Annotated in this window: 24 protein-coding genes and 1 tRNA gene; 13 read left to right on the top strand and 12 right to left on the bottom strand. The window is 69.7% G+C overall.

Annotated features, from left to right (window positions below):
* Positions 1–124 precede the first annotated feature (124 nt).
* The 4 genes from CLV54_RS09660 to CLV54_RS09645 all read left to right on the top strand — a co-directional run bounded on the left by CLV54_RS09660 (position 125) and on the right by CLV54_RS09645 (position 4,581).
* Positions 125–1,039 carry an SDR family oxidoreductase gene (locus CLV54_RS09660; protein WP_100344751.1) on the top strand — a complete coding sequence of 305 codons (915 nt, stop codon included), beginning with the start codon at positions 125–127 and terminating at the stop codon, positions 1,037–1,039.
* 135 nt (positions 1,040–1,174) lie between these two features.
* Entirely contained in the window at positions 1,175–2,350 is a 1,176-nt protein-coding gene (locus tag CLV54_RS09655) for a Na+/H+ antiporter NhaA (protein ID WP_100344750.1), read from the top strand.
* A gap of 75 nt (positions 2,351–2,425) precedes the next feature.
* Positions 2,426–3,544 (top strand): ABC transporter ATP-binding protein, encoded by a 1,119-nt coding sequence (locus CLV54_RS09650; protein ID WP_342745269.1) that lies wholly within the window; start codon positions 2,426–2,428, stop codon positions 3,542–3,544.
* Positions 3,541–4,581 carry an ABC transporter permease gene (locus CLV54_RS09645; protein ID WP_211294507.1) on the top strand — a complete coding sequence of 347 codons (1,041 nt, stop codon included), beginning with the start codon at positions 3,541–3,543 and terminating at the stop codon, positions 4,579–4,581. Before CLV54_RS09650 ends, CLV54_RS09645 begins: the two co-directional genes overlap by 4 nt.
* A gap of 24 nt (positions 4,582–4,605) precedes the next feature.
* Here the strand turns inward: CLV54_RS09645 and mfd are convergent, their stop codons facing one another.
* From mfd to CLV54_RS09625, 4 genes are all read right to left on the bottom strand, one after another.
* Positions 4,606–8,238, bottom strand: a complete 3,633-nt coding sequence (gene mfd, locus CLV54_RS09640; RefSeq protein WP_100344749.1) for a transcription-repair coupling factor — start codon at positions 8,236–8,238, stop codon at positions 4,606–4,608.
* Between the two features lie 275 nt (positions 8,239–8,513).
* Positions 8,514–9,101: an aminoacyl-tRNA hydrolase gene (pth, locus tag CLV54_RS09635; RefSeq protein WP_100344748.1), complete on the bottom strand. Its 588-nt coding sequence runs from the start codon at positions 9,099–9,101 to the stop codon at positions 8,514–8,516.
* A 47-nt stretch (positions 9,102–9,148) separates the two neighbouring features.
* Positions 9,149–9,760, bottom strand: a complete 612-nt coding sequence (locus CLV54_RS09630) for a 50S ribosomal protein L25/general stress protein Ctc (RefSeq protein WP_100344747.1) — start codon at positions 9,758–9,760, stop codon at positions 9,149–9,151.
* Between the two features lie 186 nt (positions 9,761–9,946).
* Positions 9,947–10,495: a gluconokinase gene (locus tag CLV54_RS09625; protein ID WP_100344746.1), complete on the bottom strand. Its 549-nt coding sequence runs from the start codon at positions 10,493–10,495 to the stop codon at positions 9,947–9,949.
* 134 nt (positions 10,496–10,629) lie between these two features.
* Between CLV54_RS09625 and gndA the strand changes: the two genes are divergently transcribed.
* The 4 genes from gndA to CLV54_RS09605 all read left to right on the top strand — a co-directional run bounded on the left by gndA (position 10,630) and on the right by CLV54_RS09605 (position 13,512).
* Positions 10,630–12,033, top strand: a complete 1,404-nt coding sequence (gene gndA / locus CLV54_RS09620; protein WP_245861614.1) for an NADP-dependent phosphogluconate dehydrogenase — start codon at positions 10,630–10,632, stop codon at positions 12,031–12,033.
* Between the two features lie 147 nt (positions 12,034–12,180).
* Positions 12,181–12,537 (top strand): YidH family protein, encoded by a 357-nt coding sequence (locus CLV54_RS09615; RefSeq protein WP_100345035.1) that lies wholly within the window; start codon positions 12,181–12,183, stop codon positions 12,535–12,537.
* A 31-nt stretch (positions 12,538–12,568) separates the two neighbouring features.
* Positions 12,569–12,901, top strand: coding sequence for a DUF202 domain-containing protein (locus tag CLV54_RS09610; protein ID WP_211294505.1), 333 nt, complete (start codon positions 12,569–12,571; stop codon positions 12,899–12,901).
* Positions 12,902–13,143: 242 nt separating this feature from the next.
* Entirely contained in the window at positions 13,144–13,512 is a 369-nt protein-coding gene (locus CLV54_RS09605) for a hypothetical protein (protein ID WP_100344744.1), read from the top strand.
* Positions 13,513–13,759: 247 nt separating this feature from the next.
* Here the strand turns inward: CLV54_RS09605 and CLV54_RS09600 are convergent, their stop codons facing one another.
* The 3 genes from CLV54_RS09600 to CLV54_RS09590 form a co-directional block, all read right to left on the bottom strand.
* Positions 13,760–14,737 carry a ribose-phosphate diphosphokinase gene (locus CLV54_RS09600; protein ID WP_100344743.1) on the bottom strand — a complete coding sequence of 326 codons (978 nt, stop codon included), beginning with the start codon at positions 14,735–14,737 and terminating at the stop codon, positions 13,760–13,762.
* Positions 14,738–16,162, bottom strand: a complete 1,425-nt coding sequence (glmU, locus tag CLV54_RS09595; RefSeq protein ID WP_100344742.1) for a bifunctional UDP-N-acetylglucosamine diphosphorylase/glucosamine-1-phosphate N-acetyltransferase GlmU — start codon at positions 16,160–16,162, stop codon at positions 14,738–14,740. It abuts the gene before it with no gap.
* 170 nt (positions 16,163–16,332) lie between these two features.
* Positions 16,333–16,404: transfer RNA gene (locus CLV54_RS09590), tRNA-Gln, on the bottom strand.
* 159 nt (positions 16,405–16,563) lie between these two features.
* On the opposite strand from CLV54_RS09590, the gene CLV54_RS09585 reads away from it, so the two are divergent.
* The gene (locus CLV54_RS09585; protein WP_100344741.1) at positions 16,564–17,058 is read left to right on the top strand and encodes a MarR family winged helix-turn-helix transcriptional regulator; all 495 of its coding nucleotides are present in this window, start codon (positions 16,564–16,566) and stop codon (positions 17,056–17,058) included.
* Positions 17,059–17,172: 114 nt separating this feature from the next.
* Entirely contained in the window at positions 17,173–18,987 is a 1,815-nt protein-coding gene (locus CLV54_RS09580) for an ABC-F family ATP-binding cassette domain-containing protein (protein WP_100344740.1), read from the top strand.
* A gap of 115 nt (positions 18,988–19,102) precedes the next feature.
* Here the strand turns inward: CLV54_RS09580 and CLV54_RS09575 are convergent, their stop codons facing one another.
* Positions 19,103–19,804: an SDR family oxidoreductase gene (locus tag CLV54_RS09575; RefSeq protein WP_100344739.1), complete on the bottom strand. Its 702-nt coding sequence runs from the start codon at positions 19,802–19,804 to the stop codon at positions 19,103–19,105.
* 119 nt (positions 19,805–19,923) lie between these two features.
* Between CLV54_RS09575 and CLV54_RS09570 the strand changes: the two genes are divergently transcribed.
* Entirely contained in the window at positions 19,924–20,544 is a 621-nt protein-coding gene (locus CLV54_RS09570) for a TetR/AcrR family transcriptional regulator (protein WP_100344738.1), read from the top strand.
* Between the two features lie 113 nt (positions 20,545–20,657).
* Here CLV54_RS09570 and CLV54_RS09565 read toward each other — a convergent pair whose 3' ends face one another.
* Complete coding sequence (locus CLV54_RS09565; RefSeq protein ID WP_245861556.1) at positions 20,658–21,593, bottom strand: 4-(cytidine 5'-diphospho)-2-C-methyl-D-erythritol kinase; 936 nt, start codon at positions 21,591–21,593, stop codon at positions 20,658–20,660.
* 263 nt (positions 21,594–21,856) lie between these two features.
* On the opposite strand from CLV54_RS09565, the gene CLV54_RS17495 reads away from it, so the two are divergent.
* Together CLV54_RS17495 and CLV54_RS09560 are read left to right on the top strand one after the other, a co-directional pair.
* Entirely contained in the window at positions 21,857–22,111 is a 255-nt protein-coding gene (locus CLV54_RS17495) for a hypothetical protein (RefSeq protein ID WP_157802900.1), read from the top strand.
* 4 nt (positions 22,112–22,115) lie between these two features.
* Complete coding sequence (locus CLV54_RS09560) at positions 22,116–22,637, top strand: hypothetical protein (RefSeq protein ID WP_157802899.1); 522 nt, start codon at positions 22,116–22,118, stop codon at positions 22,635–22,637.
* Here CLV54_RS09560 and rsmA read toward each other — a convergent pair.
* The 3 genes from rsmA to metG are packed head-to-tail and all read right to left on the bottom strand — an operon-like array spanning position 22,617 to position 26,027.
* Complete coding sequence (rsmA, locus tag CLV54_RS09555; RefSeq protein WP_100344735.1) at positions 22,617–23,483, bottom strand: 16S rRNA (adenine(1518)-N(6)/adenine(1519)-N(6))-dimethyltransferase RsmA; 867 nt, start codon at positions 23,481–23,483, stop codon at positions 22,617–22,619. The genes CLV54_RS09560 and rsmA overlap by 21 nt on opposite strands.
* Positions 23,480–24,427, bottom strand: coding sequence for a TatD family hydrolase (locus CLV54_RS09550; RefSeq protein ID WP_100344734.1), 948 nt, complete (start codon positions 24,425–24,427; stop codon positions 23,480–23,482). Before CLV54_RS09550 ends, rsmA begins: the two co-directional genes overlap by 4 nt.
* A gap of 4 nt (positions 24,428–24,431) precedes the next feature.
* On the bottom strand, positions 24,432–26,027 hold the full coding sequence (metG, locus tag CLV54_RS09545; RefSeq protein ID WP_100345033.1) for a methionine--tRNA ligase: 1,596 nt from the start codon (positions 26,025–26,027) through the stop codon (positions 24,432–24,434).
* Between the last annotated feature and the right edge of the window lie 7 nt (positions 26,028–26,034).

Raw genomic sequence — 26,034 nt, 5'->3', positions numbered from 1 at the left:
GCTCTCCCGGCATCCTCACGTCCATGTCACATCCGCTTTCTTAAAGACCGATGGTCTGTTACTATCGAACTCGAACAGACCGCCGGTCTAATATAACGCGGACAGCGCGAGAAGGAGCATCCCGATGTACACAGTCCCCGACCAGAGCGGACGCCGCGTGATCATCACCGGTTCCAACAGCGGAACCGGCAGGGAGGCGGCGCGCAGGATGGCCGGCGCCGGCGCCGAGGTCGTTCTCGCCGTACGTACCCCCGAGAAGGGCGAGGCGGCCAAGGCGCAGATCCTGCGGGAGTTCCCGACGGCGGCGCTCGAGGTGCGCCGCGTCGACCTCGCCGACCTCTCGAGCGTGCGCGCCTTAGCAGACGGGCTCCTCGCCGACGGCCGCCCCATCGACGTGCTCGTCAACAACGCGGGCGTCATGGCGCCGCCGAAGCGCATGCTCACGGCAGACGGCTTCGAGCTGCAGTTCGGCAGCAACTTCCTCGGCCCCCTCGCCCTCACCAATCTGCTGCTGCCACTCGTGCTGCGGGGAGAACGGCCCCGTGTCGTGACGATGTCGAGCGGCACCGCCAACGTCGGCCGGATCCACTTCGACGATCTGCAGTGGGCGGAGGGCTACCGCCCCTCGATGTCGTATGCGCAGTCCAAGCTCGCCGACATGCTCATGGGCCAGCACCTCGCCGCCGTCGCGACCGCACGCGGCTGGGATCTGCTGAGCACGACCGCGCACCCCGGCTACACCCGGACCAATCTGCAGACCGCGGGCGCCAACCTGGGGCGCGAGGCCCCGCGCCGCCGGCTCCTCGGCGACCGGACGATCCTGCCCTCCCAGGGCGTCGAGCAGGGCACCGAGCCGCTCCTCTACGCGGCGACCAGCCCGCAGGCCGAGCAGGGCGGCTACTACGGACCCGGTCGGAGCTTCGGACTCGTCGGGCCGACCGTCAAGACCCGGCTTCCGCGCAGCGCACGAGGCGTCGACCTGGCCGCCTCCCTGTGGTCGGTGGCCGAGGACCTCACAGGAACCCAACTGCCCGACTGAGCATGCCCCGGCGCACCCCGCCCTCTCGCTAAACTGGCCGCGGTGCGCCGGGAAGTCTGGTCGGCGGGCGGCGAGACCCCTCTGCCGCTCTCGAGTCCTCCGCCACCCCGCGGGCGCGGACTACAGAGGAGCCCCATGAGCTTTGTCCGTTCCGAGCGCTACGCCGCCGGCATCCTGATGTTCGCCGCAGCACTCGGCCTCCTGCTCGCCAACACGGCCATCGGCCCCGAGCTGATCGCCTTCTCGGCGACCCGTGTGGGGCTGCCGGCGATCGGCCTCGACCTCTCGGTCGGGCACTGGATCAGCGACGGCCTGCTCGCGGTGTTCTTCTTCATCGTCGCCGTCGAGCTCAAACGGGAGCTCGCGATCGGCGAGCTCGACTCCGCGAAGAAGGCGCTCCTGCCGGCGATCGCGGCGGTCGGCGGCGTCGTCGTGCCGGCCCTCATCTACCTCGCGATCGCCGCGAGCTCGGGGCTCGCCGTCGGCTGGCCGATCCCGACGGCGACCGACATCGCCTTCGCCCTCGGCGTCCTCGCCGTCGTGGGGCGCAGCCTGCCCACGCGCGTGCGGGTGTTCCTGCTGGCCCTCGCCGTGCTCGACGACCTCGTGGCCATCCTCATCATCGCCTTCTTCTTCACGACCGACGCGAACCTCGCCTTCGTCGGCCTCGCGGCCCTCACCGCCATCGCCTTCGGGCTGCTGAGCCGGCTGCTCGCGCCGCGCTCGCGCTGGGTGCTCGCACGCCGCCCGGCGTGGCCGATCGTCACGGCGATGATCGTGCTCGGCGTCGCGACCTGGTACCTCACCTCCCTCTCGGGGGTGCACGCGACGATCGCCGGAGTCGCCCTCGGCCTGCTGGCGGCCCGTCGGCCGGGGGGCCGCGCGGCGCACGTGCTCGAGCCGTACTCCAACACGATCGTGCTGCCGCTCTTCGCGTTCTCGGCGGCCATGGTCGCGATCCCCGCCGTGCGGGTGAGCGAGCTGAGCCCGGCGTTCTGGGCGATCCTCGTCGCGCTGCCGATCGGCAAGATCGTGGGCATCACCCTCGCCGGAGGCCTCGCCATCCGGCTGACCGCGCGCGGTTCGAAGCCCGTGCTGTCGATGCCCGATCTGTTCGCGGTCAGCGCGCTCGGCGGCATCGGCTTCACCGTCGCGCTGCTCATGAACGAGCTCGCCTTCGAGGCCCTGCCCGAGGTCGCCGACGAGGGCACGCTCGCCGTGATCCTCGGCTCCTGCGCGGCCATCGCGATCTCCTCGGTCGTCGTCGGGCTGCGTTCGCGGCACTACCGCCGGGCCGGACACGCCTCCTGACCAGCCGTGCAACGACATGCAGCGACTCGTCGGAGGCGTCACCTAGACTCGAACGAGCTACGGCGGGGAGGCGATGTGAGCTATCCGGAGACGACTCCGACGGCGGGGGCCGCGGGCGCGACGAGTGCCGCGAGTGCTGCGAGTGCTGCGAACGTGGCAGGCGTGGCGGGCACCGGGGCGGGTGCGACGACGCCCGCGCCGCACGCCGGCATCGTCGTGCGCGACGTGCACCGCTCCTTCGGGCCGGTGCACGCAGTGCGGGGCGCGACCCTCCAGGCCAGACCGGGCTCCGTCACCGCCCTCGTCGGGCCGAACGGCTCCGGCAAGACCACCCTGCTGCTTATGCTCGCGACGCTCCTCAAGCCCGACACCGGCAGTATCCTCGTCGGCGGACACGACCCCGTGACCGAGCCGGAGGCCGTGCGCAGCGTTATGGGGTGGATGCCGGACATCCTCGGCTCGTGGGCGAGCCTCACGGTGCTCACCGCGATCGAGACCACCGGCCGGCTCTACGGGCTCGGCCCGCAGCGCGCCCGCACCCGCGCACACGAGCTCATCGAGCTCGTCGGGCTCCACGACCTCGCCCGGCAGCCCTCGCGGGTGCTCTCCCGCGGGCAGAAGCAGAGGCTCAGCCTCGCCCGCTCTCTCGTGCACGACCCGAGCGTGCTGCTGCTCGACGAGCCCGCCTCCGGCCTCGACCCCGCAGCCCGCGTCGACCTCCGGCTGCTCGTGCAGCGTCTCGCCGCCGAGGGCCGCACGGTGCTCGTCTCCAGCCACGTGCTCTCCGAGCTCGACGAGATGGCGGATGCCGCGGTCTACCTCGAGGCCGGTGCAACGGTGAGCGCCGATCGCATCGCCCGCGCGACCACGAGCCTGCGCGCGTGGCGGATCCGCGCCCTCGACCCGCGGAGCGTACTGCCCGCGCTGGAGGCGGCGGGAGTGCCCCGTGAGGCGGTGACCCTCGACAACCTCGGCGTGCTCGTCGCCCTGGGCGGAGAGGAGCACGCGGCCCGGCTGCTCGGCGCCCTCGTCGCGGCGGGGGTGCGGGTGACGGCCTTCGCGCCCGCGGTCGGCGACCTCGAGCACACCTTCCTCGACCTGCGGAGCACGCAGGCGCCGATCCAGACGGCCCCGATGCCACCGATGCCACCGACTCAGGAACAGACCCCGACGAACCCGGGAGACGCCTCGTGAGCTTCTGGACCGGCCTCGGCGTCATCGTCGGCCTCGAACTGCGCCAGCGCGTGCGCGGAGTCGCCTGGTACGTGCTGCTCGGCATCTTCGTGGTGCTCGTGGGCGTCGTCACGCTTCTGCTGGGGCTCGCGACATCCGCCTTCGACGGCTCGGGCGGCTGGCTCTTCTCGACGATCATCTACTTCGTGCTGCTGCTCGGCTCGCTCGTCGCACCGGCGCTGAGCGGCAACGCGATCAACGGCGAACGCGAGGCCGGAACGCTCGCCACGACTCAGGTGACGCTCGTGCGCACCGGGCAGCTCGTGCTCGGCAAGTTCCTCGCGGCATGGATCACGGCGCTGGCCTTCCTCGTCGCCTCGGTGCCGTTCCTGCTCGTCGCGGCGCTCCTGGGCGGGCTCAGCCTCGACACGATCCTCGCCTCGACGGCCGTGCTCGCCGTCGAGCTCGGCGTCATCGCCGCGATCGGCGTGGGCCTCTCGGGCATCATCGCACGGCCGCTGTTCTCGGTGGTCGTGACCTACCTGGCCGTCGCGGCGCTGAGCATCGGCACGCTCATCGCCTTCACCCTCGGCGGCATCGCCACCCAGTCGGAGGCGCACAGCACCAACCGCACGATCGTCTACTCGCAGACGGAAGACCCCAACGAGCTGGAGTGCGGGCCGGCAGAGACCTACACCTATTCGGTGCCCCGCTTCGACTACTACTGGCCGATCCTCGCCGCGAACCCCTACGTGGTGCTCGCGGACGCCGTGCCCCCGCACTTCGACGCGAACGGCAACCCCGAAGACCTCTTCGTCGGCATCAGCTATCTCGTGCGCGAAGCACAGGTGCCACCCGACCTCGACGCGGAGTTCGATGCCTGCACGAACAGCGACTTCGACTACCGCACGCCCGAAGACAAGTACGAGGGCGCCGTGCCGTCGTGGTTCGTGGGCCTCGGCATCCACGTGCTGCTCGCCGCCGGAGCGCTGTTCTGGGCCTGGGCTCGCACCCGCACGCCGGCCGGGCGGCTGCCGAAGGGCTCACGAGTCGCATAGCGCAGGAAGCGGCTCGCCCGTGGCTCAGCTCTCGACGGCGCGCGTCGGAGCCGACTCGCGCGCGAAGATCGCCGTGAGCAGCTGGAGCACCCAGGCGATGAACTCCTCGTCGCCGAGCGGCTCGCCGTCGCGGTTCGGCAGCGGCACGGAGACCGAGTTGGTCTGTCTGAACAGCCGCGCGCCCGGGTACATACGCGTGAGGCGCACCTGGATCGAGTCGGGCAGATCGGCCGGGGCCACGCGGAGGTTGGGGCCCACGGAGACGACCTCGCTGAGACCCGCCTTCTGGGCGAGACGGCGCAGGCGCGACACCGCGATGAGGTTGCGCACCTCGGCCGGCGGCTCGCCGTAGCGGTCGGTGAGCTCCTCGAGCACGAGGTCGATCTGGTCGTCGGAGGCCGTCGGCGCACTCGCCGTCGAGAGCTTCTGGTAGGCCTCGAGCCGCAGCCGCTCGCTGTCGACGTAGTCCTCGGGGATGTGCGCGTCGACGGGCAGCTCGAGCCTGAGCTCGGTCTGGCCCTCTGCGACATCGCCCCGGAAGGTGCTCACGGCCTCGCCGATCATCCGCAGGTACAGGTCGAAGCCGACACCCGCGATGTGCCCGGCCTGCTCGCCGCCGAGCAGGTTGCCGGCGCCGCGGATCTCGAGGTCTTTGAGCGCCACCTGCATGCCGCTGCCGAGCTCGTTGTTGGCGGCGATCGTCGCGAGGCGGTCGTGGGCGGTCTCGCTCAGCGGTTTGTTCTCGTCGTAGAGGAAGTAGGCGTAGGCGCGCTCGCGGCCACGGCCGACGCGGCCGCGCAGCTGGTGCAGCTGGCTCAGGCCGTACTTGTCGGCGCGGTCGATGATGATCGTGTTGGCGTTGGCGATGTCGAGCCCGGTCTCGATGATGGTCGTCGAGACGAGCACGTCGAACTTGCGCTCCCAGAAGTCGACGACGACCTGCTCGAGCACATGCTCGGGCAGCTGGCCGTGCGCGACCGCGACGCGCGCCTCGGGCACGAGCTCGGCGATCTGGGCCGCGATGCGGTTGATGCTCGAGACCCGGTTGTGCACCACGAAGATCTGGCCCTCGCGCAGGAGCTCGCGGCGGATGGCCGCGGCGACCTGGCGATCGGAGTACGGCCCCACGAAGGTGAGGATGGGATGCCGGTCCTCCGGCGGTGTCGCGAGCGTCGACATCTCGCGGATGCCGGTGACCGCCATCTCGAGCGTGCGCGGGATGGGCGTCGCGCTCATCGCGAGGATGTCGACGTTGGTCTTGAGCTTCTTGAGCGCATCCTTGTGCTCGACGCCGAAGCGCTGCTCCTCGTCGATGATCACGAGGCCCAGGTCTTTGAAGACCATGCCGCCGGTGAGCAGCCGGTGCGTTCCGATGACGACGTCGACGGTTCCGTCGGCGAGGCCCGCGAGGGTCTCTGTGACCTCTTTGTCGGTCTGGAAGCGGGAGAGGGCGCGCAGGTGCACGGGGAAGCCCGCGAAACGCTCCTGGAAGGTCTCCATGTGCTGGCGCACGAGCAGCGTCGTGGGCACGAGCATGGCGACCTGCTTGCCGTCTTGCACCGCCTTGAAGGCCGCGCGCACGGCGACCTCGGTCTTGCCGAAGCCGACGTCGCCCGAGAGCAGGCGGTCCATGGGGATGGGCCGCTCCATGTCGGCCTTGACCTCGTCGATCGTCGTGAGCTGGTCGGGCGTCTCGGCGAAGGGGAAGGCCTCCTCGAGCTCGCGCTGCCAGGGGGTGTCGGGGCCGAAGGCGTGGCCCTTGCTCGCCATACGGGCGGAGTAGAGCTTGACGAGCTCGACGGCGATGTCGCGCACGGCCTTGCGGGCCTTGCTCTTCGCGGCCGACCAGTCGCTGCCGCCCATCTTGCTGAGCGAGGGGGCCTCGCCGCCCACGTAGCGGGTGAGAAGGTCGAGCTGGTCGGTCGGCACGAGCAGCTTGTCGCCCGGGAAGCCCCGCTTCGACGGCGCGTATTCGAGCACGAGGTACTCGCGCGTCGTCTTGACGGGGTTGCGGCCGCCCGACGACACCTCGCGCTGGCTCATCTCCACGAACTTGCCGATGCCGTGGGTCTGGTGCACGACGAAGTCGCCGGCCTTGAGCTGCAGCGGGTCGACGACGTTCTTGCGCCGGCTCGCGAGCTTCTTGACCTGACGCGAGTCGTAGCCGACCGCCCGGCCGTAGAACTCGGTCTCGGTCAGGAGCGCGAGCTTGAGCTCAGGCAGCTCGAAGCCGCTCTCGGCCGCGGCCTGCAGCACGTAGACGACGCCGGGCTCGGGCTGCGCCGGGAAGTCCTCGGTCTGCCGGGCGGAGAGCCCCCGCTCGACGAGCAGGTCGACGGCGCGCTCGACGAGGCCCTGGCCGGGGGCGACGATCGCCACGGCCCACCGCTCGGCGAGGCGGGCGGAGAGATGGTCGATCGCGCCGTCGGCGGCACCCTGGAAGCTGGGGACCGCCTCGCCCGCGACACGCACGGTCAGCAGCTCGTCCAGCTCGCGCTCCTCGGGCAGCACCTCGTCGTCTGCGGGGCCGGCCTGGAACGAGCTGAAGGTCCACCACGGATGATCGGGGGCGGCCTCGCCCGGACGGCTGAACTGCGCGGCGTCCTTGAGATCGCGCAGGGTGATGAACTCCCCCGAGGCCAGGTCGATGGGCGCCTCGGCGCCGACGGTCGCGGCGCTCCAGGCCGCGATCAGGAACTCGCGGTTCGTCTCGCTCAGGCTCAGGGCGCGCGAGGCGACCCGCTCCGGCGACATGACGGCGATCGCGGCGCCCTCCGGCAGGTAGTGCGAGACGGGCACGAGCCGGTCGAGCAGGGCCGGCGCGAGGCTCTCCATGCCCTCGACCGGGATGCCCTCGGAGATCTTCTCGAGCATGCCCGAGAGCGAGGGGAACTCGTGCTGCATCTCGCGGGCGCGCTGGCGCACCTGGTCTGTGAGCAGCAGCTCACGGCTCGGCGGCAGCTCGACGACGTCGAGGGGGTCGGCGAGCGAACGCTGGTCGGCGACCGCGAACTGGCGGATCTGGTCGACCTCGTCGCCGAAGAAGTCCACACGGAGGGGATGGTCGGCGACGGGCGGGAAGACGTCGAGGATGCCGCCGCGCACCGCGAACTCGCCGCGGCGGGTGACCATGTCGACGCGCGAGTAGGCCATGTCGACGAGATCGCGGGAGATCGTGCCGAGGTCGTGCCCGCGCCCGCCGAGCGCGAGCACGATCGGCTGGTAGTCGGCGAGATTGTCGGCGACGGGCTGGAGGGCGGCGCGCACGGAGGCCACGACGATGAGCGGGGTCTGCGCGGCATCCGGGGCCCACGTCGTCATACGGCGCAGAGCCGCGAGCCGCTTGCCCACGATCTCGGCGCTCGGGCTGAGCCGCTCGTGGGGCAGTGTCTCCCAGGCGGGGAACTCGACGACCTCGGCCCGGGGCAGCAGGCTCGAGAGCGCGGCTCGCAGCGCCTCGGACTCGCGGCCGGTCGCGGTCACGACGAGCAACGCCGGCGGTCTGCCGTCGCGCACGCGCTGCTCGAGCAGCGCCGCGAGGAGCGGGGCGCGCAGGCCGTCGGTCACGCTGAAGTCGGCGTCACGCGCAGCGTGCGCGAGGGCTTTGTCGACGGTGGAGGCGCGCGAAAGCGCCGCGATTAAGCCCTGAAGGATCACCGCACAAGTCTACGCGCGGGCTCCGACACCTCTCTCCGGTCGGCGCCTCCCCGCTCCCGCGCTCCTTCGCCCCATCCCACCCCGCCCCGCCCTCACTCCCACTCCAGTGAGAACTCAAAACGACGGAGATCCCACCGAAAATCGGGCCGAACGCGAGGAACCGGGCCGAAAAAGACGAAATCTCCGTCGTTTTGAGTTCTTTTGAGTAAGAACGGGCAGCTTGAGTAAGAACGGGGCAGCTTGAGCAGGGGGAGGAGAGAGAGCAGGGGCGGGGGTCAGGACGCCGCGGTGTGGAACTTGAGCTGCGCGGCCGTGAGCCCGTCCGAGGCGATGAGCTCGACGGCATCCGCCGCGTCGCTCAGCAGGCTCGGCAGGCTCTGGCGCTCGGTGGAGGAGAAGTCCTTGAGCACGAAGTCGGCGGCGGGCTGCCGGCCGGGGGGACGCCCGATGCCGACGCGCACGCGGATGAAGTCTCCTCCGCCGGTCGCGGCGATGATGTCGCGCAGGCCGTTGTGGCCGCCGTGGCCGCCGCCCGACTTGAGCTTGATCGTGTCGAAGGGGATGTCGAGCTCGTCGTGCACGACGATGAGCCGGTTCGGCTCGAGCGAGTAGAAGCGCAGCAGCTGCGAGACCGGGCCGCCCGAGAGGTTCATGAAGCTGTTCGGCTTGGCCAGGATGAGCTTCGGGCCACCCGGGGCGCTGCGGCCCTCGGCGACCGTCGAGCTGGTCTTGTGCGAGGTGAAGCGTGCCGACATCCTGTCGGCGAGCTCGGCGAGCACCATCTGGCCCACGTTGTGGCGATTGCCGGCGTAGCCGGGCCCGGGGTTACCGAGCCCGACTACGAGCCAGACGTTGTCGTCCAGGGGGATCCTCCGTGTGCGGAAGCCGAGGAAGGCGGGAAGGCCGATGACTACTCGGCAGCCGCCTCGGCGGCGGGTTCCGCCTCGGTCTCGGAGGACTCGGAGTCGCCGAGGTCCTGCTCGGAGGGAACGCTGACCGCGATGACGAGGGTCTCCTCGTCGGTGATGAGGGTCGCGCCCTTGGGCAGCGGCACGTCCTTCGCGAGCACGTGGGTGCCGGCCTCGAGGCCCTCGACGTCGACCGTCACGCTCTCGGGGATGTTGGTCGCCTCGACCTCGAGCAGCAGGGTCTTCGCGTCGAGCTCTGCGACGGTTCCCGCGACGGGCTCGCCCGCGACGTGGATGGCGACCTCGACCTGGACCTTCTCACCCTTGCGGATGACGATGAGGTCGATGTGCTCGATGATCTGGCGCACCGGGTCTTTCTGCACGTCTTTGACGAGGGCGAGCTGGCTCGTGCCCTCGATGTCGAGGTCGAGCACGGCGTTCGCCTTGCGCAGCAGCAGCTGCAGCTCGTGCGCGGGAAGCGCGACGTGCTGCGGGTCGGTGCCGTGGCCGTAGATCACGGCCGGGGTCTTGCCCGCTGCGCGGAGCTTGCGGGCAGCGCCCTTGCCGAATGTGCTGCGTACCTCGGCGGCGATGGTCATGTCGTCGTCAGCCATGAGAGTTCTCCTTGATGAACGGTGTTAGTGAGCGCGCGGCCCGCTGTCTGAATGAAATGTGTCAACTCGAACGCATCAAGCGTGAGGAAAAGACGTGCGAAGCCTGCTCCACCGCGTCGATCACGGATGCTGCCGCGCCCGTGAAGGTGCGGATGACGATCCCTCGCCGAAGTTCAGTGGATGAGTTTACACGGCGACGGCGATCGCCGCGACTGCGCTGCGCACGACGCCGGCGGGATCGTCGTCGATCGAGATCGTGGCCCCCGCCTCGTCGTCGGCGAGCGGTTCGAGCGTCGCGAGCTGGGAGGCCAACAGGGCCGGCGGCATGAAGTGACCGGCGCGGGCGCCGATGCGGGCGGCGAGCAGCTCGGGCGAGCCGTCGAGCTGCAGGAAGAAGGTCGACGGGGCCTCGGCGCGGATGGCGTCGCGGTAGGAGCGTTTGAGCGCGGAACAGGCGATCACGAGGCCGGTGGCCGCGGCATCCGCTCGTTCGAGCTCTTCTCCCACGCGCGCGAGCCACGGCCAGCGGTCGGCGTCGTCGAGCGGGACGCCGGCCGACATCTTGGCGACGTTCGCCGCAGGGTGCAGGTCGTCGGCGTCGGCGAACGGCACGCCGATGGCGGCCGCGAGACCCTCGCCGACGGTCGACTTGCCCGAGCCGCTGACGCCCATGACGATCACGAGAGGCGGGCGGTGCGAGGCCTCGGCGGGCGAGGAGGGCGAGGGAGCTGGCATGACGATCCTTGTCAGAACGTTTCGGTCGTGGTTCGCCTTCAAACACTACGCTGGAGACACACCTCGACGTCTCTAAGGAGAGAACCGTGCCAGAAACCCCAGTCGCAAACATCGGTGTCGTAGGCCTGGCGGTGATGGGCTCGAACCTCGCCCGCAACCTCGCCAGCCGTGAGGGCAACACCGTAGCGGTCTACAACCGCTCCTACGGGCGCACCCAGACGCTCATCGAAGAACATCCCGAGGCGGGCTTCATCGCGAGCGAGACGATCGACGAGTTCGTCGCGTCGCTCGCGAAGCCGCGCACGGCCATCATCATGGTGCAGGCGGGCGCGGGAACCGACGCCGTCATCAGCCAGCTCGCCGAGCGCTTCGAGCCGGGCGACATCATCGTCGACGGCGGCAACGCGAACTTCCACGACACCATCCGCCGCGAGAAGGATGTGAGCGAGACCGGCGTCCACTTCGTCGGCGCCGGCATCTCCGGCGGTGAGGAGGGCGCCCTCAAGGGCCCGTCGATCATGCCCGGCGGCTCGAAGCAGTCCTACGAGACCCTCGGCCCCATCCTCGCCTCGATCGCCGCCGTCGCGGAGGGCGAGCCCTGCGTGACCCACATCGGCACCGACGGCGCCGGCCACTTCGTGAAGATGGTGCACAACGGCATCGAGTACGCCGACATGCAGCTCATCGCCGAGGCCTACGACCTGCTGCGCACGATCGGCGGCTACGAGCCCGCCGCGATGGCCGAGGTCTTCGCCGAGTGGAACCAGGGCGACCTCGAGTCGTACCTCATCGAGATCACCGCGGAGGTGCTCAAGCAGGTCGACGCCGAGACCGGCGAGCCGTTCATCGACATCGTGCTCGACGAGGCCGGCTCGAAGGGCACCGGAGTCTGGACCGTGCAGAACGCCCTCGACCTGGGCACGCCCGTCGGCGGCATCGCCGAGGCCGTGTTCGCGCGCGCCGTGTCGAGCCACCCCGAGCAGCGCTCCGCCGTGCAGGCCGTCGTGACCTCGCGTCCGACGCCCGCCGAGCGCTACGAGGGCTTCGAGGACGACGTGCGCGCCGCCCTCTACGCCTCAAAGGTCGTCGCCTACTCGCAGGGCTTCGACGAGATCATCGCCGGTGCCGCCAAGTACGGCTGGGAGATCGACAAGGGCGCCGTCGCGAAGATCTGGCGGGCCGGATGCATCATCCGCGCGCGCTTCCTCAACCGCATCGTCGACGCCTACGCCAACAACCCCGGCATCACGACGCTGCTCGAAGACCCGTACTTCGCCAAGGCCGTCGCCGACGGAGAGGCTGCCTGGCGCCGCATCGTCTCGACCGCGGCCCTCTCGGGTGTGCCGATCCCCGGCTTCGGCGCGGCGCTCAGCTACTACGACTCGCTCGCGTCGAAGCGCCTGCCCGCCGCCCTCGTGCAGGGTCAGCGCGACTTCTTCGGAGCGCACACCTACAAGCGCGTCGACAAGCCCGGCGTCTTCCACACCCTGTGGAGCGACGACCGCAGCGAGATCGAGACCGAGCCCTCGACGCACTAGCGTTCGGCGTCTCGCGAACGGGGCCCGTCCGACATCCTGTCGGGCGGGCCCGTTCTCTCGTCCGGCGCACGCCGGCACAGCACGCCGGCGCAGCACGCGGGCGCAGCACGCCGACGGGGCACAATGGAGCACGGAGAGGTGGCACACATGCGCGAACCACAGTGGCGGAACGACGGCGAAGACCCCGACTACCGCTTCACCCTCGCGAACGAGCGCACCTTCCTCGCCTGGATCCGCACCGCCCTCGCCATCCTCGCCGGCGGCGTGCTGCTCGAGCAGTTCTCGACGACCCTCGGCCCGCACGTCGTCGTGGTCGTGCTCGCCGTCGTGCTCGGGGTGCTCGCGGCGACGCTGAGTGTTCTCGCCTACCTGCGATGGCGCGCCAACGAGATCGCGATGCGGCACCACCGGCGCCTGCCGAGCACCGTCGCCATCCCCCTCATCTCGGCCGTGACGCTCGCCGTCGCCGCCGCCATCGCCGTTCTGCTCGTCGTGCAGTGGTGAGCGGCTCGGCGATCGTGACCGGCGAGCAGGCATGACGATGGATGCCGCGACTCCTCCCGCACGCGACCACGGCGTGCAGCCCGAGCGCACCGCGCTCTCGTGGAACCGCACGGCGCTCGCCCTCGTGGTGAACGCGCTGCTCGCCATCCGCAGCGGCTGGGTGGGCGGGTTCGCCGGCTTCACGGTCGTCGGGGCCGTGCTGCTGCTCGCGGCGGTCGCGGCCGTCGTCTACGGAACCCACCGGCGGCGCGAGCTCGACCGCGAGCCCACGCGACCGGTGCCGCCCGCGGCGGTGCTCGCGGCAGCGGGGGTCACGCTGCTGGCCTGTGCTGCGGGCGTCGCATCCGTACTGCTCGTGCGTTGAGGGCTGAGCGTTGAGGGCTGAGGGCTGAGCGCCGTGCGCCGTGCGCCGTGCGCCGTGCGTTAAGCGTTAAGCGTTAAGCGTTGAGGGCTGAGGGCTGAGGGCTGAGCGCTGAGCGTTCAGGGCTGCGCACTGCGCGCCGCGCCGTGGGAAGAACGCGCGAGCCGCCCACGGACACGCCTGCGAGAACGCCGACACGGGCAGGAACGGTTTGTGCGCAGGCACGCCGTGTGGTGCACTGAACTGTGAGTTTCTACGACGACGAACCCGAGCTCGCGGGTTATGAGCCGCACAACCGGCCGCTGCGCAGCCACCGTGTCGTGGTCATGATGCGCGTCGTCGTGGTGCTCGCGCTCGTCGCTCTCGTGGTTCCCGGCATCCTCGTGACCTGGGGCGTCGCCGCGAGCACGGCCTCGAACACCTGCGCGAGCAACTCCGCGTATTACAAGCCCGACTCGATCGCCGGCAGGGCCGCCTTCGAGATCATGGGCCCCGGCGGCTTCGGCTGGCAGTGCTACTGGATCGACGGCAGCGAGGGCGCGCACTTCCTGATGCCCCTCGGCATCATCCCGGCCGCTCCGGTGCTTCCGGGCACGCCGCTGCGCCAGATCTGACCGCCCTCCCGTCTCGCCCCGCCCCTCTCCCCTCGTTTCGTTCTCACAACGACGGATCGTTCTCACAACGACGGACATTTCGCCGATTCATGGGCTTTAAGGCGCGAAAACGCGAGTTCTGGGCAGAAAGTCCGTCGTTTTGAGTGTGGGCACGAGTGTGAGTGTGGGCACGAGGCGAGCGCGAGGCGAGGCGAGGCGAGCACGAGGCCGGTGAGACGGATGAGGGGCGGCGGCGCAGCGGAAAGAGCTACGCGGCTCCGTCGAACATCGAGGTGACCGAGCCGTCGTCGAAGACCGCGTGGATCGCCTGGGCGAGCAGCGGCGCGATCGGCAGGATCGTGAGCTTCTCGAACCGCTTCTCGGGCGGCACGGGCAGGGTGTCGGTGACGACGACCGAGTCGATCGCCTCGCTCTGCAGCAGCTCGACGGCGGGGTCGCTGAACACCGCGTGGGTCGCGGCGACGACGACGCCGATCGCACCGGCGGCCTTGAGCGCCTCGGCGGCCTTCACGATCGTGCGGCCCGTGTCGATGAGGTCGTCGACGATGAGGCAGACCCGGCCCTCGACCTCGCCGACGATCTCGTGCACCGAGACCTGGTTGGGAACGAGGGGGTCGCGGCGCTTGTGGATGATCGCGAGCGGGGCGCCCAGCTTGTCGCTCCAGATGTCGGCGACGCGCACCCGGCCCATGTCGGGTGAGACGACCGTGAGCGTGCTCTGCTCGAGCTTCTCGCGCATGTGCTTGAGCAGCACGGGCATCGCGAAGAGGTGGTCGACGGGGCCGTCGAAGAAGCCCTGGATCTGGGCGGCGTGCAGATCGACCGACATGATGCGGTCGGCGCCCGCCGCTTTGAACAGGTCGGCGACGAGACGGGCGGAGATCGGCTCGCGGCCGCGGCCCTTCTTGTCTTGACGGGCGTAGGGGTAGAACGGCGCGACGACGGTGATGCGCTTGGCCGAGGCTCGCTTGAGCGCATCGACCATGATGAGCTGCTCCATGAGCCACTCGTTGATCGGGGCGGTGTGCGACTGGATGACGAAGGCGTCGCTTCCGCGCACGCTCTCATCGAACCGCGCATAGATCTCGCCGTTGGCGAAAGTACGGGAATCGGTCGGGACGAGCTCGGATCCGAGCTCCTCGGCAATCTGTTCGGCAAGGGCCGGATGGGCTCTCCCCGAGATCAGGACGAGCCGCTTCTCTCCGGTGACTTTGATGCCGGACACTTACTCTCCGCTCTCCGCAGCAGCTCTCGCCGCGTCGGTTCCCGGCCGGTTGGCTTCAACCCAGCCGGCCATGTTGCGCTGCGGGGCGACGTTGATGGCCAGCGCGCCCGGTGGAACGTCTTTTCGCACGACGGTGCCCGCACCTGTATACGCTCCGTCGCCAATCCTAATCGGCGCGACGAAGACGTTGTGCGAGCCGGTGCGCACGTGGGAGCCCACGACCGAGGAATGCTTGGCGACCCCGTCGTAGTTGGCGAAGATCGTGCCGGCGCCGATGTTGGAGTGCTCGCCCACCTCGGCGTCCCCCGCATACGAGAGATGCGGCAGCTTGCTGCCCCGCCCGATCTTCACGTTCTTGGTCTCCACGAAGGTTCCGATCTTGCCGTCCTCGCCCAGATAGGTGCCCGGGCGCAGGAAGGCGAAAGGCCCGACGGATGCCCCGGCCCCGACGACCGCGAGGGTGGCATCGCTGCGCTTCACCACGGCGTTCTCGCCGATCTCACAGTCGACGAGCGTCGTGTCGGGGCCGACCGTGGCCCCGCGCTCGACGAGGGTGGCGCCCTTGAGCTGGGTTCCGGGCAGGATGGTGACGTCTTCGGCGAGCTTGACGTCGCCGTCGATCCACGTCGTCGCGGGGTCCTGCACGGTCACGCCGGCGAGCTGCCAGGCGCGGATGATCCGCGCGTTCATCTCGGCGGCGGCCTGGGAGAGCTGCACCCGGTCGTTCACGCCCTGCACGAGCCACGGGTCGGAGACGGGCACCGCCGAGATGCGGCCACCGGCGAGCTTGATGCCCGCAGCGGCATCCGTGAGGTATTTCTCGTGCTGCGCGTTCTGGGTTCCGATCGTCACGAGCACCCGGCGCAGGCTCGGCACGTCGAAGACGTAGACACCCGCGTTGATCTCGGTGATCGCCCGCTGCTCGTCGGTCGCGTCCTTCTGCTCGACGATGCCCTCGAAGGAGCCGTCGGCCGCGCGCAGGATGCGGCCGGCGCCGGTCGGGTCGTCGAAGATCGCGCTGAGCAGCGTGAGCTCGTTGGCGTGCTCGTCGTGGGTCGCGACGAGTGCGCGCACGGTCGCGGCATCCAGCATCGGCACGTCGGCGCTCAGCACGACGAGGCGCCCGGAGAAGTCGTCGGGGAGCCCGCCGAGCGCCGCCTCGACGGCACGGCCGGTGCCGGGGATCTCGTCCTGGTCGACGATCGTCGTGCTCGGGGCGTGCTCGGCGATGACCTCGACGACCGCGTCGCGATCGTGCCGCACGACGGCGATGACGTGTGCCGCGTCGAGGGCGTGCGCCGTCTGCAGCACGTGCACGACGAGCGGGATGCCGGCGAGCTCGTGCAGGATCTTGGGAGTACGGGACTTCATACGGGTGCCCTGGCCCGCAGCCAGGATCACGACGGCCAGTTGTGGATTGGTCACTTGGGCACTCCTCGTGTTTTCGTGCGTGTTTCCTGCGGCGTTCGTGCGGTGTTCGTGCAATGTCTCCTGCGCGGATCCGCGTGGTCGTGCGCGTTCCCTCGCGTGTCGTCCGCGCGTTCCCACGTGTGGTCTTGCGTGTGTGTTCCGGCGTTCCCCTGCGGCGCTTCGAGCTCCGCCTCCAGGATTCGAACCTAGACCTAACAGCTCCAAAGGCTGTCGTGCTGCCATTACACCAAGGCGGACCGCGCCCTGCGGGACGCACCCATCAAGTCTGCCAGATGCCTCCGAGCTCGCGAACCGGGGCGCGAGGCCGGTCGGGGTGGCCACGAGACGACGCTGCCAAACGGCGGGATCGCTCCCCCGCGACAGCGCACGCCGGCGCACGAGAATAAGATGGCCCGATGAACGCGGGCAATGACGAGGTCGACAGGATCGTCGACTCCTGGCTGCGCGAAAGACCCGACCTCGACTTCTCGCCCCTGCAGGTGCTCTCGCGCGTCGCGCGTCTCGCCAAGCACCTCGACCGCGCACGCCGCACGGCCTTCGAGCGCTCCGAGCTCGAGTCGTGGGAGTTCGACGTGCTCTCCGCGCTGCGCCGCGCCGGAACGCCCTACGAGCTGAGTCCCAAGGCCCTCCTGCAGCAGACGCTCGTCTCGAGCGGCACCATGACCAACCGCATCGACCGGCTCGTCGGCCGCGGCCTCGTCGAACGGCGTACCGACCCCAACGACGGCCGCGGCATCCTCGTGACCATGACCGGCCAGGGGCTGACCCGGGTGGATGCCGCGATCACCCGTCTCGTCGACGCCGAGGCCGAGCTGCTCGACGTGCTCTCCTCCACCGACCAGGATCGCCTCGCCGCCCTGCTGCGCAAGCTGAGCCTCGACTTCGACTGACGGGCGGACGGACGGGCGGACGGACGGACAGGCAGGCTGGGACGACAGCGGCCGACGACGGGTGCCGAACGGCCGGCGGCGGGCGGGCGCCGCGCACCGACCTAGGCTGGGTGCATGGCCCACCTTCTCGGCGCGGAAGCGCTGCATCTCGAATTCCCGACGCGCGTGATCTTCGAATCGGTCACCGTCGGCGTCAACGAGGGTGACCGCATCGGCATCGTCGGCCGCAACGGCGACGGCAAGTCCACGCTGCTCTCCCTGCTCTCCGGGCGGCTCGAACCCGACTCGGGGCGGGTCACGATGCGCCGGGGCGTGCGCGTCGGCATGCTCGACCAGGCCGACGTGCTCGACGACGGCCTCACGGTCGCGCAGGCGGTCGTCGGCGGGGCCGAGGAGCACGAGTGGGCGCGCGACGCCCGCATCCGCGACGTCATCGGGGGCCTGCTCACCGACGTGCCGTGGCAGGCGCAGATCTCCGAGCTGAGCGGCGGCCAGCGCCGGCGGGTGGCCCTCGCGGCCCTGCTCATCGGCGACGACGACATCCTCATCCTCGACGAGCCCACCAACCACCTCGACGTCGAGGGCATCGCCTGGCTCGCCCAGCACCTCAAGCGGCGCTGGTCGGCGAGCGCCGGCGGCCTGCTCGTCGTGACCCACGACCGGTGGTTCCTCGACGAGATCAGCACGACGACCTGGGAGGTGCACGACGCGGTCGTCGAGCCCTTCGAGGGCGGCTACGCGGCCTACGTGCTGCAGCGGGTGGAGCGCGACCGGATGGCCGCGGCGTCCGAGTCCCGCCGGCAGAACCTCATGCGCAAGGAGCTCGCCTGGCTGCGCCGCGGCGCCCCGGCCCGCACCTCGAAGCCGAAGTTCCGCATCGACGCCGCCAACGAGCTCATCGAGAACGAGCCGCCCGTGCGCGACACGGTCTCGCTCACCCAGATGGCCACCTCGCGCCTCGGAAAAGACGTGGTCGACCTGCTCGACGTCTCGGTGAGCTACGACGGCCGGCCCATCCTGCGCGACGTCGAGTGGCGCATCGCGCCGGGCGAGCGCACCGGCATCCTGGGCGTCAACGGCGCCGGCAAGTCGACGCTGCTCGGCCTCGTGACCGGCGAGGTGCTGCCCACGACCGGGCGGGTCAAGCGCGGCACGACGGTGCGGATCGCGACCCTCTCGCAGCAGCTCGGCGAGCTCGGCGACGTCTGGACCGACCGGGTGAGCGACGTCATCGGCCGCAAGCGCACCACCTACGTCGCAGGCGGCAAGGAGCTCACCCCCGGCCAGCTGCTCGAACGGCTGGGCTTCACGAGCGCGCAGCTCTCGACGCCCGTGCGCGACCTCTCGGGCGGCCAGCGACGCCGCCTGCAGCTGCTGCTCATCCTGCTCGACGAGCCCAACGTGCTCGTGCTCGACGAGCCCACCAACGACATGGACACCGACATGCTCGCCGCCATCGAGGACCTCCTCGACTCCTGGCCGGGCACCCTGCTCGTCGTCTCGCACGACCGGTACCTGCTCGAGCGCGTGACCGACCAGCAGTACGGCATCTTCGACGCGCACCTGCGGCACCTGCCGGGCGGTGTCGACCAGTATCTCGAGCTGCGTAAGGGCGTGCAGCAGGATGCCGCGGCGGCGGTGTCGGCTCAGACCGCCGCCGCGGCATCCGCCGCCGCAGCACCGACGTCGTCTGCCGCGCCCGCGCTCTCGGGCGCCGAGCTGCGCGCCGCCGAGAAGGAGCTCTCCTCCATCGACCGCAGGCTGGGCCGCGTGCAGGGCGAGATCGCGAGCACCCACGACGCGCTCGCCGAGCACGACCAGAGCGACTACGAGGGCATCATCGCGATCACCGAGAGGCTGCGCGGGCTCGAGGCCGAGGTCGTCGAGCTCGAGACCCGCTGGCTGGAGCTCTCCGAGCGCATCGGCTGAGCGCCGGGCGGGGGTCGCGTTCCCTGAGCCCGTCGGAGGGCCCGGGTCGAGCGATCCCCTTCGACGAGCTGACGGTTCGACCTTCGGAGAACGGTGATGTTCGGGATGCGACCGCTCAGCCGGCGAGCTGCGGGTAGAGCGCCGTGAGGCCCGCGCTCAGGCCGGCCTTGACGGTGCGCGCCGTGTCGTCGGCGAGCACCTCGAAGTCGCCCGACTCGATGGCGTCGAGGCCCTGGCGCGCGACATCCGCCGGCTGCGACTTGGGCGCGTCGACGCCCGAGGTCATGTCGGTGTCGACATAGCCGACGTGCAGGCCGACGACGTGGATGCCGCGAGGCGCGAGCTCGAGCCGCGTCGAGTTCGTGGCGCTCCACAGGGCCGCCTTCGTGGCGCTGTACGAGTCGCCGACGGCGTACCAGGAGAGCGCGGAGTGCACGTTGAGGATCGCTCCTCCGCCATTGGCCTCGATGACCGGCGCGAGGGCACGGGTGAGGGCGACGGGTCCGAAGAAGTTCGTCTCGAACTCGCGGCGGATCCCGTCGACGTCTCCGTCGAGGAAGGAGGCGCTGACGGCGACGCCCGCGTTGTTGATGAGGACCGTCGCATCCTGCACCTGGGCGACGAGCCGATCGATCGAGGCCCGGTCGGTCACCTCGAGGGCGAGCGGCACGATGCGCTCATCGGTCGACGGCCGGGGCACGCGTGCCGTCGCGTAGACCTTCGCCGCCCCGCGCTCGAGGAGGCCCTCGACGAAGCTCTTGCCGAGCCCTCGGCTGCCGCCTGTGACGATGACGGTTCGTCCCGCGATGTCGACCATGGTGATCCTGCTTCCTGCGGCACTGCCGCGGCTTCGATGTAAACGGTTTCGTTTACCTTGCTCTCAGCAGAGTAAACGATTTAGTTTACTTTCCGCAAGCTCCCGGCTATCCTGGGACGATGGACACAGCTAGCACGCCCTCCGGGAGCACTCGGCGCACGGCGGGCCCGACGGCCGCCGCCGTGCGGCCCAAGCCCCGCGAGCGCGTGATCGACGCGGCATCCCGCCTCTTCTACACGAAGGGCATGCACGCCGTGAGCGTCGACGAGCTGAGCCACGAGGCACAGGTCTCCAAGCGCTCGCTCTACGCCTACTTCGCCAACAAAGACGAGATCGCGGCCGCGACGATGCGCGAGCGCGGGCCTCAGCTCGCGGCGCTCGCGATTCCCGCGGGCGATGAGGGCACGCCGAGGCAGAGGATCCTCGGCGTGTTCGCGCTGCTCCGCGAGCACGGCGCCGGGCCCGACTTCCACGGCTGCCCGCTCGTCTCGATGGCGAGCGAGCTCAGGGATCCGAGCCACCCGGCCTCGCAGCTCGCGAAACAGCAGAAGATCGGGCTGCAGGACTACTTCGAGCAGCAGGCCCGGCTGGCCGGCGCGGTCGATCCGACGTCGCTCGCGATCCAGCTCACGATGCTCTTCGACGGGGCGAACGCCTATCTCGTGGTGCGCGACGAGCCGCTTCCGGATGCCGCCGACGCCGCCGTTCTCGCACTGCTCACCGCCCACGGGGTGGGGTAGGCCGCGCGCTGTCGGCATCGCGGCACGTGAAAGTCTCGCGGGCCCGCGGAAAGTCACGTGCCGCCGGGATTTGCACGTGCCGCGACTCGCGCGTGCACGTGCACGTGCGTGCGTCAGTCGTGGATGAGGCGGGCGCCGTGCACGGGGCCCGTCGCGCGCGCGACCGTGACGCGAGCAGCGCTCAACGCCACCTGGAGCTCGAGCGCGGCGTCGACGTCGGCCGCGAGGAACGCGACCGTCGGCCCGGAGCCCGAGACGATGCCGGCGAGGGCGCCGTTCTCCTCGCCCAGCTCGAGCACGTTCGTGAGCCCGGGCGCGAGGTGCAGGGCGGCGGCCTGGAGATCGTTGTGCAGCGACTCGGCGAGCAGACGCGGGTCGCCCGAGCGCAACGCCTGCAAGACGTTCGCGTCGACCGTCGGCTGCGCGGGGGTCGGGAAGATGTCCTGGGCGTGACGCTCACGGTGACGGTCGAGCTCGCTGTAGACCTTGGGGGTGCTCATGCCGAACTCGGCGAAGGCGAGCACCCACTGGAAGTGGCCCGTCGCGAGGGCCGGGCTCAGCTGGTCGCCGCGGCCCGTGCCCACGGCTGTGCCGCCCGTGAAGGCGAACGGCACGTCGGCGCCGAGCTTCGCGGCGATCGCGAGCAGCTCCTCGCGGCTGCACTCGGTGCCCCAGAGCGCGTCGCAGGCCAGCAGGGTGGCCGCGGCATCCGCCGAGCCCCCGCCCATGCCGCCGGCGACGGGCACGTGCTTCTCGATCTCGAGCCGCACCCCGCCGCGGTAGCCGGTCTTGCGCGCGAGCGCTCGAGCGGCCTTGATCGCGAGGTTGGAGCCGTCGGTGGGCACGTCGATCGTGTCGATGCTGCCGCTCAGCGTGACCGAGAAGTCGCTGGCCTCGTAGGCGAAGACGTCTTCGTGCAGCGAGACCGCCTGGTACGCGGTGGCGACGTCGTGATACCCGTCGTCCATGACCTGACCGACCTTCAGGAAGACGTTGATCTTGCCCGGCGCGCGAGCGTGAACCCCCTGCATGCCGGCCCCTGTCGTCATTCCTCCAAGCTACCTCAGGCGGGGGACGCCCGCTGACTGCGGGCGCCACCACATTTCACTCCCCGACCCGTGCGAACTTCGGACGCTGCGACGTTGCGTAGAACCGTCGATCGTTTGATAACAGACGACAGCCAAACACCTACCGCAGCACGCACCCTGCACATATAAAAATGTGAAGGCTCTTTACTTTTTTAAAAAAGCAATATCTATTTGCCTATGCATCTCCTGTGCATAGAAAGATTCCCTCGAAAGGAAACCGATCGATGTCCGAAAAGACCCATCGCGCCACTCGCAGAAAAGTCACCGTCCTCACTCTCGCCACCTTTCTTCTCCTCGGAACATCGCTCCCCGCGTATGCAGATGAAGCTGCTCCACAGTCGGGCGAAACGTCTCTCGAAGCTCTGCTGAGCGTCGTTGGCTATGACGCCGAGGTGGCGGCCTCCCACGGTTACGAACTTCGTGTTGATGATCAGGGACGGGAAGTCTCAGTTCCGATCTCCAATGCACCCGGAGACTGATCCGATGAAAGAGGGTCGAGAGATCCTGACCGAAGCCGAGAGGTCGAAGCTCACGAGCTTCGGCCTCCCGGCCTTCGTATCAGGGAACACGAACACCAGCCGCGTAGGACTTTCAACCCAGTCGCGAGACGGAGTCATGGATGTGATCGAGATGGCATATGTCCGCACCCGCGGCCACCGCGTAGATACGACCGTGCAGCCATCGGTCTGGACGTGGCGAAAGGACAGGCTTCACGGAACTGATCCGATGCAAATCCATGCCATTACTCACCTTGTCAACCACTTACCAGGGTTCGCATCCGGGTCGAATATTCCGAACTCCACCGAAATCGACCAGATGATCGAGACATACAAGTCGTTCACTCGCACGAGCACGACGATTCTCATAGACGGAAAACTCTCCGATGGAGAACTCCGGGAGCACGCGGGCTGGGCCTTCCTCTACGTGGATTGTGGCGCAGTGATCATTACGGTGGCTGGTCCGTCGGAGTTCGCCGCGAGTCCGCTACTCAGAGCCGCGGGCTAGGGCGGCACGCGCGACGGCCAGGAACTCGGCGACGCCCAGCTCCTCGCCACGGGCGGTCGGCGCCACCCCGGCCCGTTCGAGCACGGCCGTGGCCGCCTGCGTGTCGCCGAGAACGGTCGACAGCGACTGGCGCAGCATCTTGCGGCGCTGCTGGAACGCGGCGTCCACGAGCTCGAAGGTTGCGAGCCGTTCGGCCTCCGTGCCCGGCTGCGCAGGATGCCGCGTGAAACCCACGAGGATCGAGTCGACGTTCGGCACCGGCCAGAACACCTGCCGGCTCACCTGGCCGGCCGTGTGCCACTCCCCGTACCAGGCGGCTTTGACGCTCGGGCTGCCGTAGATCTTCGACCCGGGACCCGCCGCGACGCGCTGGCCCACCTCGGCCTGCACCATGACCACGCCGGAGACGATCGAGGGGAAGTGCTCGAGGAAGTGCAGGAGCACGGGAACCGAGATGTTGTAGGGCAGGTTGGCGACGAGACGCGTCGGCTGCCCCGGCAGGGCGACCACCCGCAACGCGTCGTCGTGCACGACCGTGAGCGGCGCCCCCGGCTGCATGAGCTCGACGGTCTTCGGCAGCTGCTCGGCGAGGCGGCGGTCGATCTCGACGGCCACGACGCTCGCGCCCGTCTCGAGCAGGCCGAGGGTCAGCGAGCCGAGGCCCGGCCCCACCTCGACGACCTCGTCACCCGGCTCGATCTTCGCGACCCGCACGATGCGGCGCACGGTGTTCGCGTCGATGACGAAGTTCTGCCCCAGCTTCTTCGTGGGGGTGACGCCCAGCAGGTCGGCGAGGTCGCGGATCTCGGCGGGGCCCAGGAGTCTGGCCGCGGCATCCTCGCTCATGCGACGCCGCCGCTCGGTGCCGCCTCGCGCGGCGGCTCGGCGACCGGCTCGGAATCCCAACGGCCGTAGACGAGCTCGGTGTTGGAGTTGATCTGCGCGGCGAGCATCGAGGCGTCGGTGCCGAGGTGGTCGGCCATAAAACGCAGGGTGAGCGGGATGAGGTACGGCGCGTTGGGCCGCCCGCGGTGCGGCATGGGGGTCAGGAACGGGGCATCCGTCTCGACGAGGATGAGCGAGCGCGGCGCGACCTCGAGTGCCTCGCGGAGGTTCTGCGCGTTTTTGAAGGTCACGTTGCCGGCGAACGACATGTACCAGCCGTGGTCGGCGCAGATGCGGGCCATCTCGGCGTCTCCCGAGAAGCAGTGGAAGACCGTGCGCTCGGGGGCGCCGACCCGGCGCAGGGTGTCCATGACCTCGCGGTGCGCCTCGCGATCGTGGATCTGCAGGGCGAGGTCGTTCTCCTTCGCGATCTGGATGTGCGCCTCGAAGGAGCGGTATTGGGCGGCGAGGCCGTCAGCCGCGGTGCGGAAGAAGTCGAGGCCCGTCTCGCCGATCGCGCGCACGCGGGGCCGGGTGGCGAGCTCGGCGATCTCGGCGAGCGCGTCGTCGAGGGTTCCGGCGGCGTCGTAGACGGGCGCCTCGTTGGGATGCAGGGCGACGGCTGCGAGCATCCGCGGCTCGATGGCGGCGATCTGGGCCGACCAGCGCGAGGTCTCGAGGTCGCCGCCCACCTGGATGACGCCGCGCACGCCCACGCTCGAGGCGCGGTCGAGGTGCTCGCGGTAGTCGATCGGCTGCTCGCCGTCGGCGATCTCGAGGTGGGTGTGGTTGTCGTAGACGGGAACGACGAGGCCTTCGGGCAGCGGCGGGTAGCTCAGGTCGCGCCCACTCGTCTGCTCCCGCCGGCGCACGTAGTTCGAGGAGCCCGCGTTCGAGTCGCCCATGGCCCTACTCTGCTCCGGCGGAGGTGTCGCCGGCCTCGATCCTCGGGAAGAGCGCCTCGAGCGCGCCGACGGTCGTTCCGGGTGCGAGCACACCCCAGGCCCCGGCCTCGCGGATCGGCTGAGTGGTGAGCTCGCCGAGCGCCGCCTCCACGCCGAGCGCGGTCCAGAGCTTCTGGGTCGCCTTCGGCAGAACCGGCGAGAGCAGCACGGCGAGGGCGCGCAGGCCCTCGGTGGCCGTGTAGAGCACGGTCTGCAGGCGCTCGCCCTGGGCCTCGTCCTTGGCGAGGGCCCAGGGCTCCTGCGCGGTGATGTAGCCGTTGAGCTCGTCGACGATGGTCCAGACGGCCGCGATCGCCTCGTGGATCGCGAGGGTCTCGATCGCGGCATCCGCGTTCACGGCGGCCGACGCGACCGTCCGCTGCACCGCGAGGTCGGCCTCCTCGTACGGGCCCGGCGTCGGCACGACCCCGTCGAAGTAGCGGTTGACCATGGCGATCACCCGGGATGACAGGTTGCCGAAGCCGTTGGCGAGCTCGGCCTGATAGCGGGCCGACAGGTCCTCCCAGCTGAACGAGCCGTCTTGCCCGAAGCTGATGGCGCGCATGAAGTAGTAGCGGAACGCGTCCGAGCCGAAGGTGTCGGTGATCTGCCGGGGGGCGATTCCCGTGAGCTTCGACTTCGACATCTTCTCGCCGCCGACCAGCAGCCAGCCGTGGCCGAAGACCTGGTGCGGCACCTCGACGCCCGCGGCCATGAGCATGGCCGGCCAGATCACGGCGTGGAACCGCAGGATGTCTTTGCCCACGATGTGCGTGGCCGGCCAGCGGCGGTCGAACTGCTCCTGGTCGGCGCCGTAGCCGACCGCGGTCGCGTAATTGAGCAGCGCGTCGATCCAGACGTAGATGATGTGGCTGTCGTCCCACGGGATCTTGACGCCCCAGTCGAATGTCGAGCGCGAGATCGAGAGGTCTGAGAGGCCCTTCTTGACGAAGCCGATGACCTCGTTGCGCGCGCTCTCGGGCTGCACGAAGTCGGGCCTCGTCTCGTAGAGGTCGAGCAGCGGCTGGGTGAAGTCGCTCATGCGGAAGAAGTAGTTGCGCTCGTGCAGCAGCTCGACGGGCTTCGAGTGGATGGCGCAGACCAGCTGCCCCTCGTACTCCCCCGTGCCGTCGAGGAGCTCGCTCAGCTGCTTGTACTCCTCGCAGCCCACGCAGTAGTAGCCCTCGTACTCGCCCGTGTAGATGAAGCCCGTGTCGTAGAGGTGCTGGAGGAAGAGCTTGACGCGCGACTCGTGGCGCTCGTCGGTCGTGCGGATGAAGTCGTCGTTGGCGATGTCGACCGTCTCGAGCAGGGGCACCCAGGCCTCGGCGACGAGCTTGTCGGTCCACTCCTGCGGGGTCACACCGTTGGCGGTCGCGGTGCGGAGGATCTTCTGGCCGTGCTCGTCGGTCCCGGTGAGGAACCAGGTGTCGTCGCCCGCCTGCCGATGCCAGCGCGCGAGGAGGTCCGCGGCCACCTCCGTGTACGCGTGACCGATGTGCGGCACGTCATTCACATAGAAAATGGGCGTGGTGATGTAGAACGAAGAGCCGTCGGACATGGTGACC

This window comes from Compostimonas suwonensis (assembly GCF_002797855.1).
In the GTDB taxonomy this organism is placed as follows: domain Bacteria; phylum Actinomycetota; class Actinomycetes; order Actinomycetales; family Microbacteriaceae; genus Compostimonas; species Compostimonas suwonensis.
The sequence above is the reverse complement of the archived record's forward strand: the minus strand, read 5'-3'. Positions and strand labels throughout refer to the sequence as shown.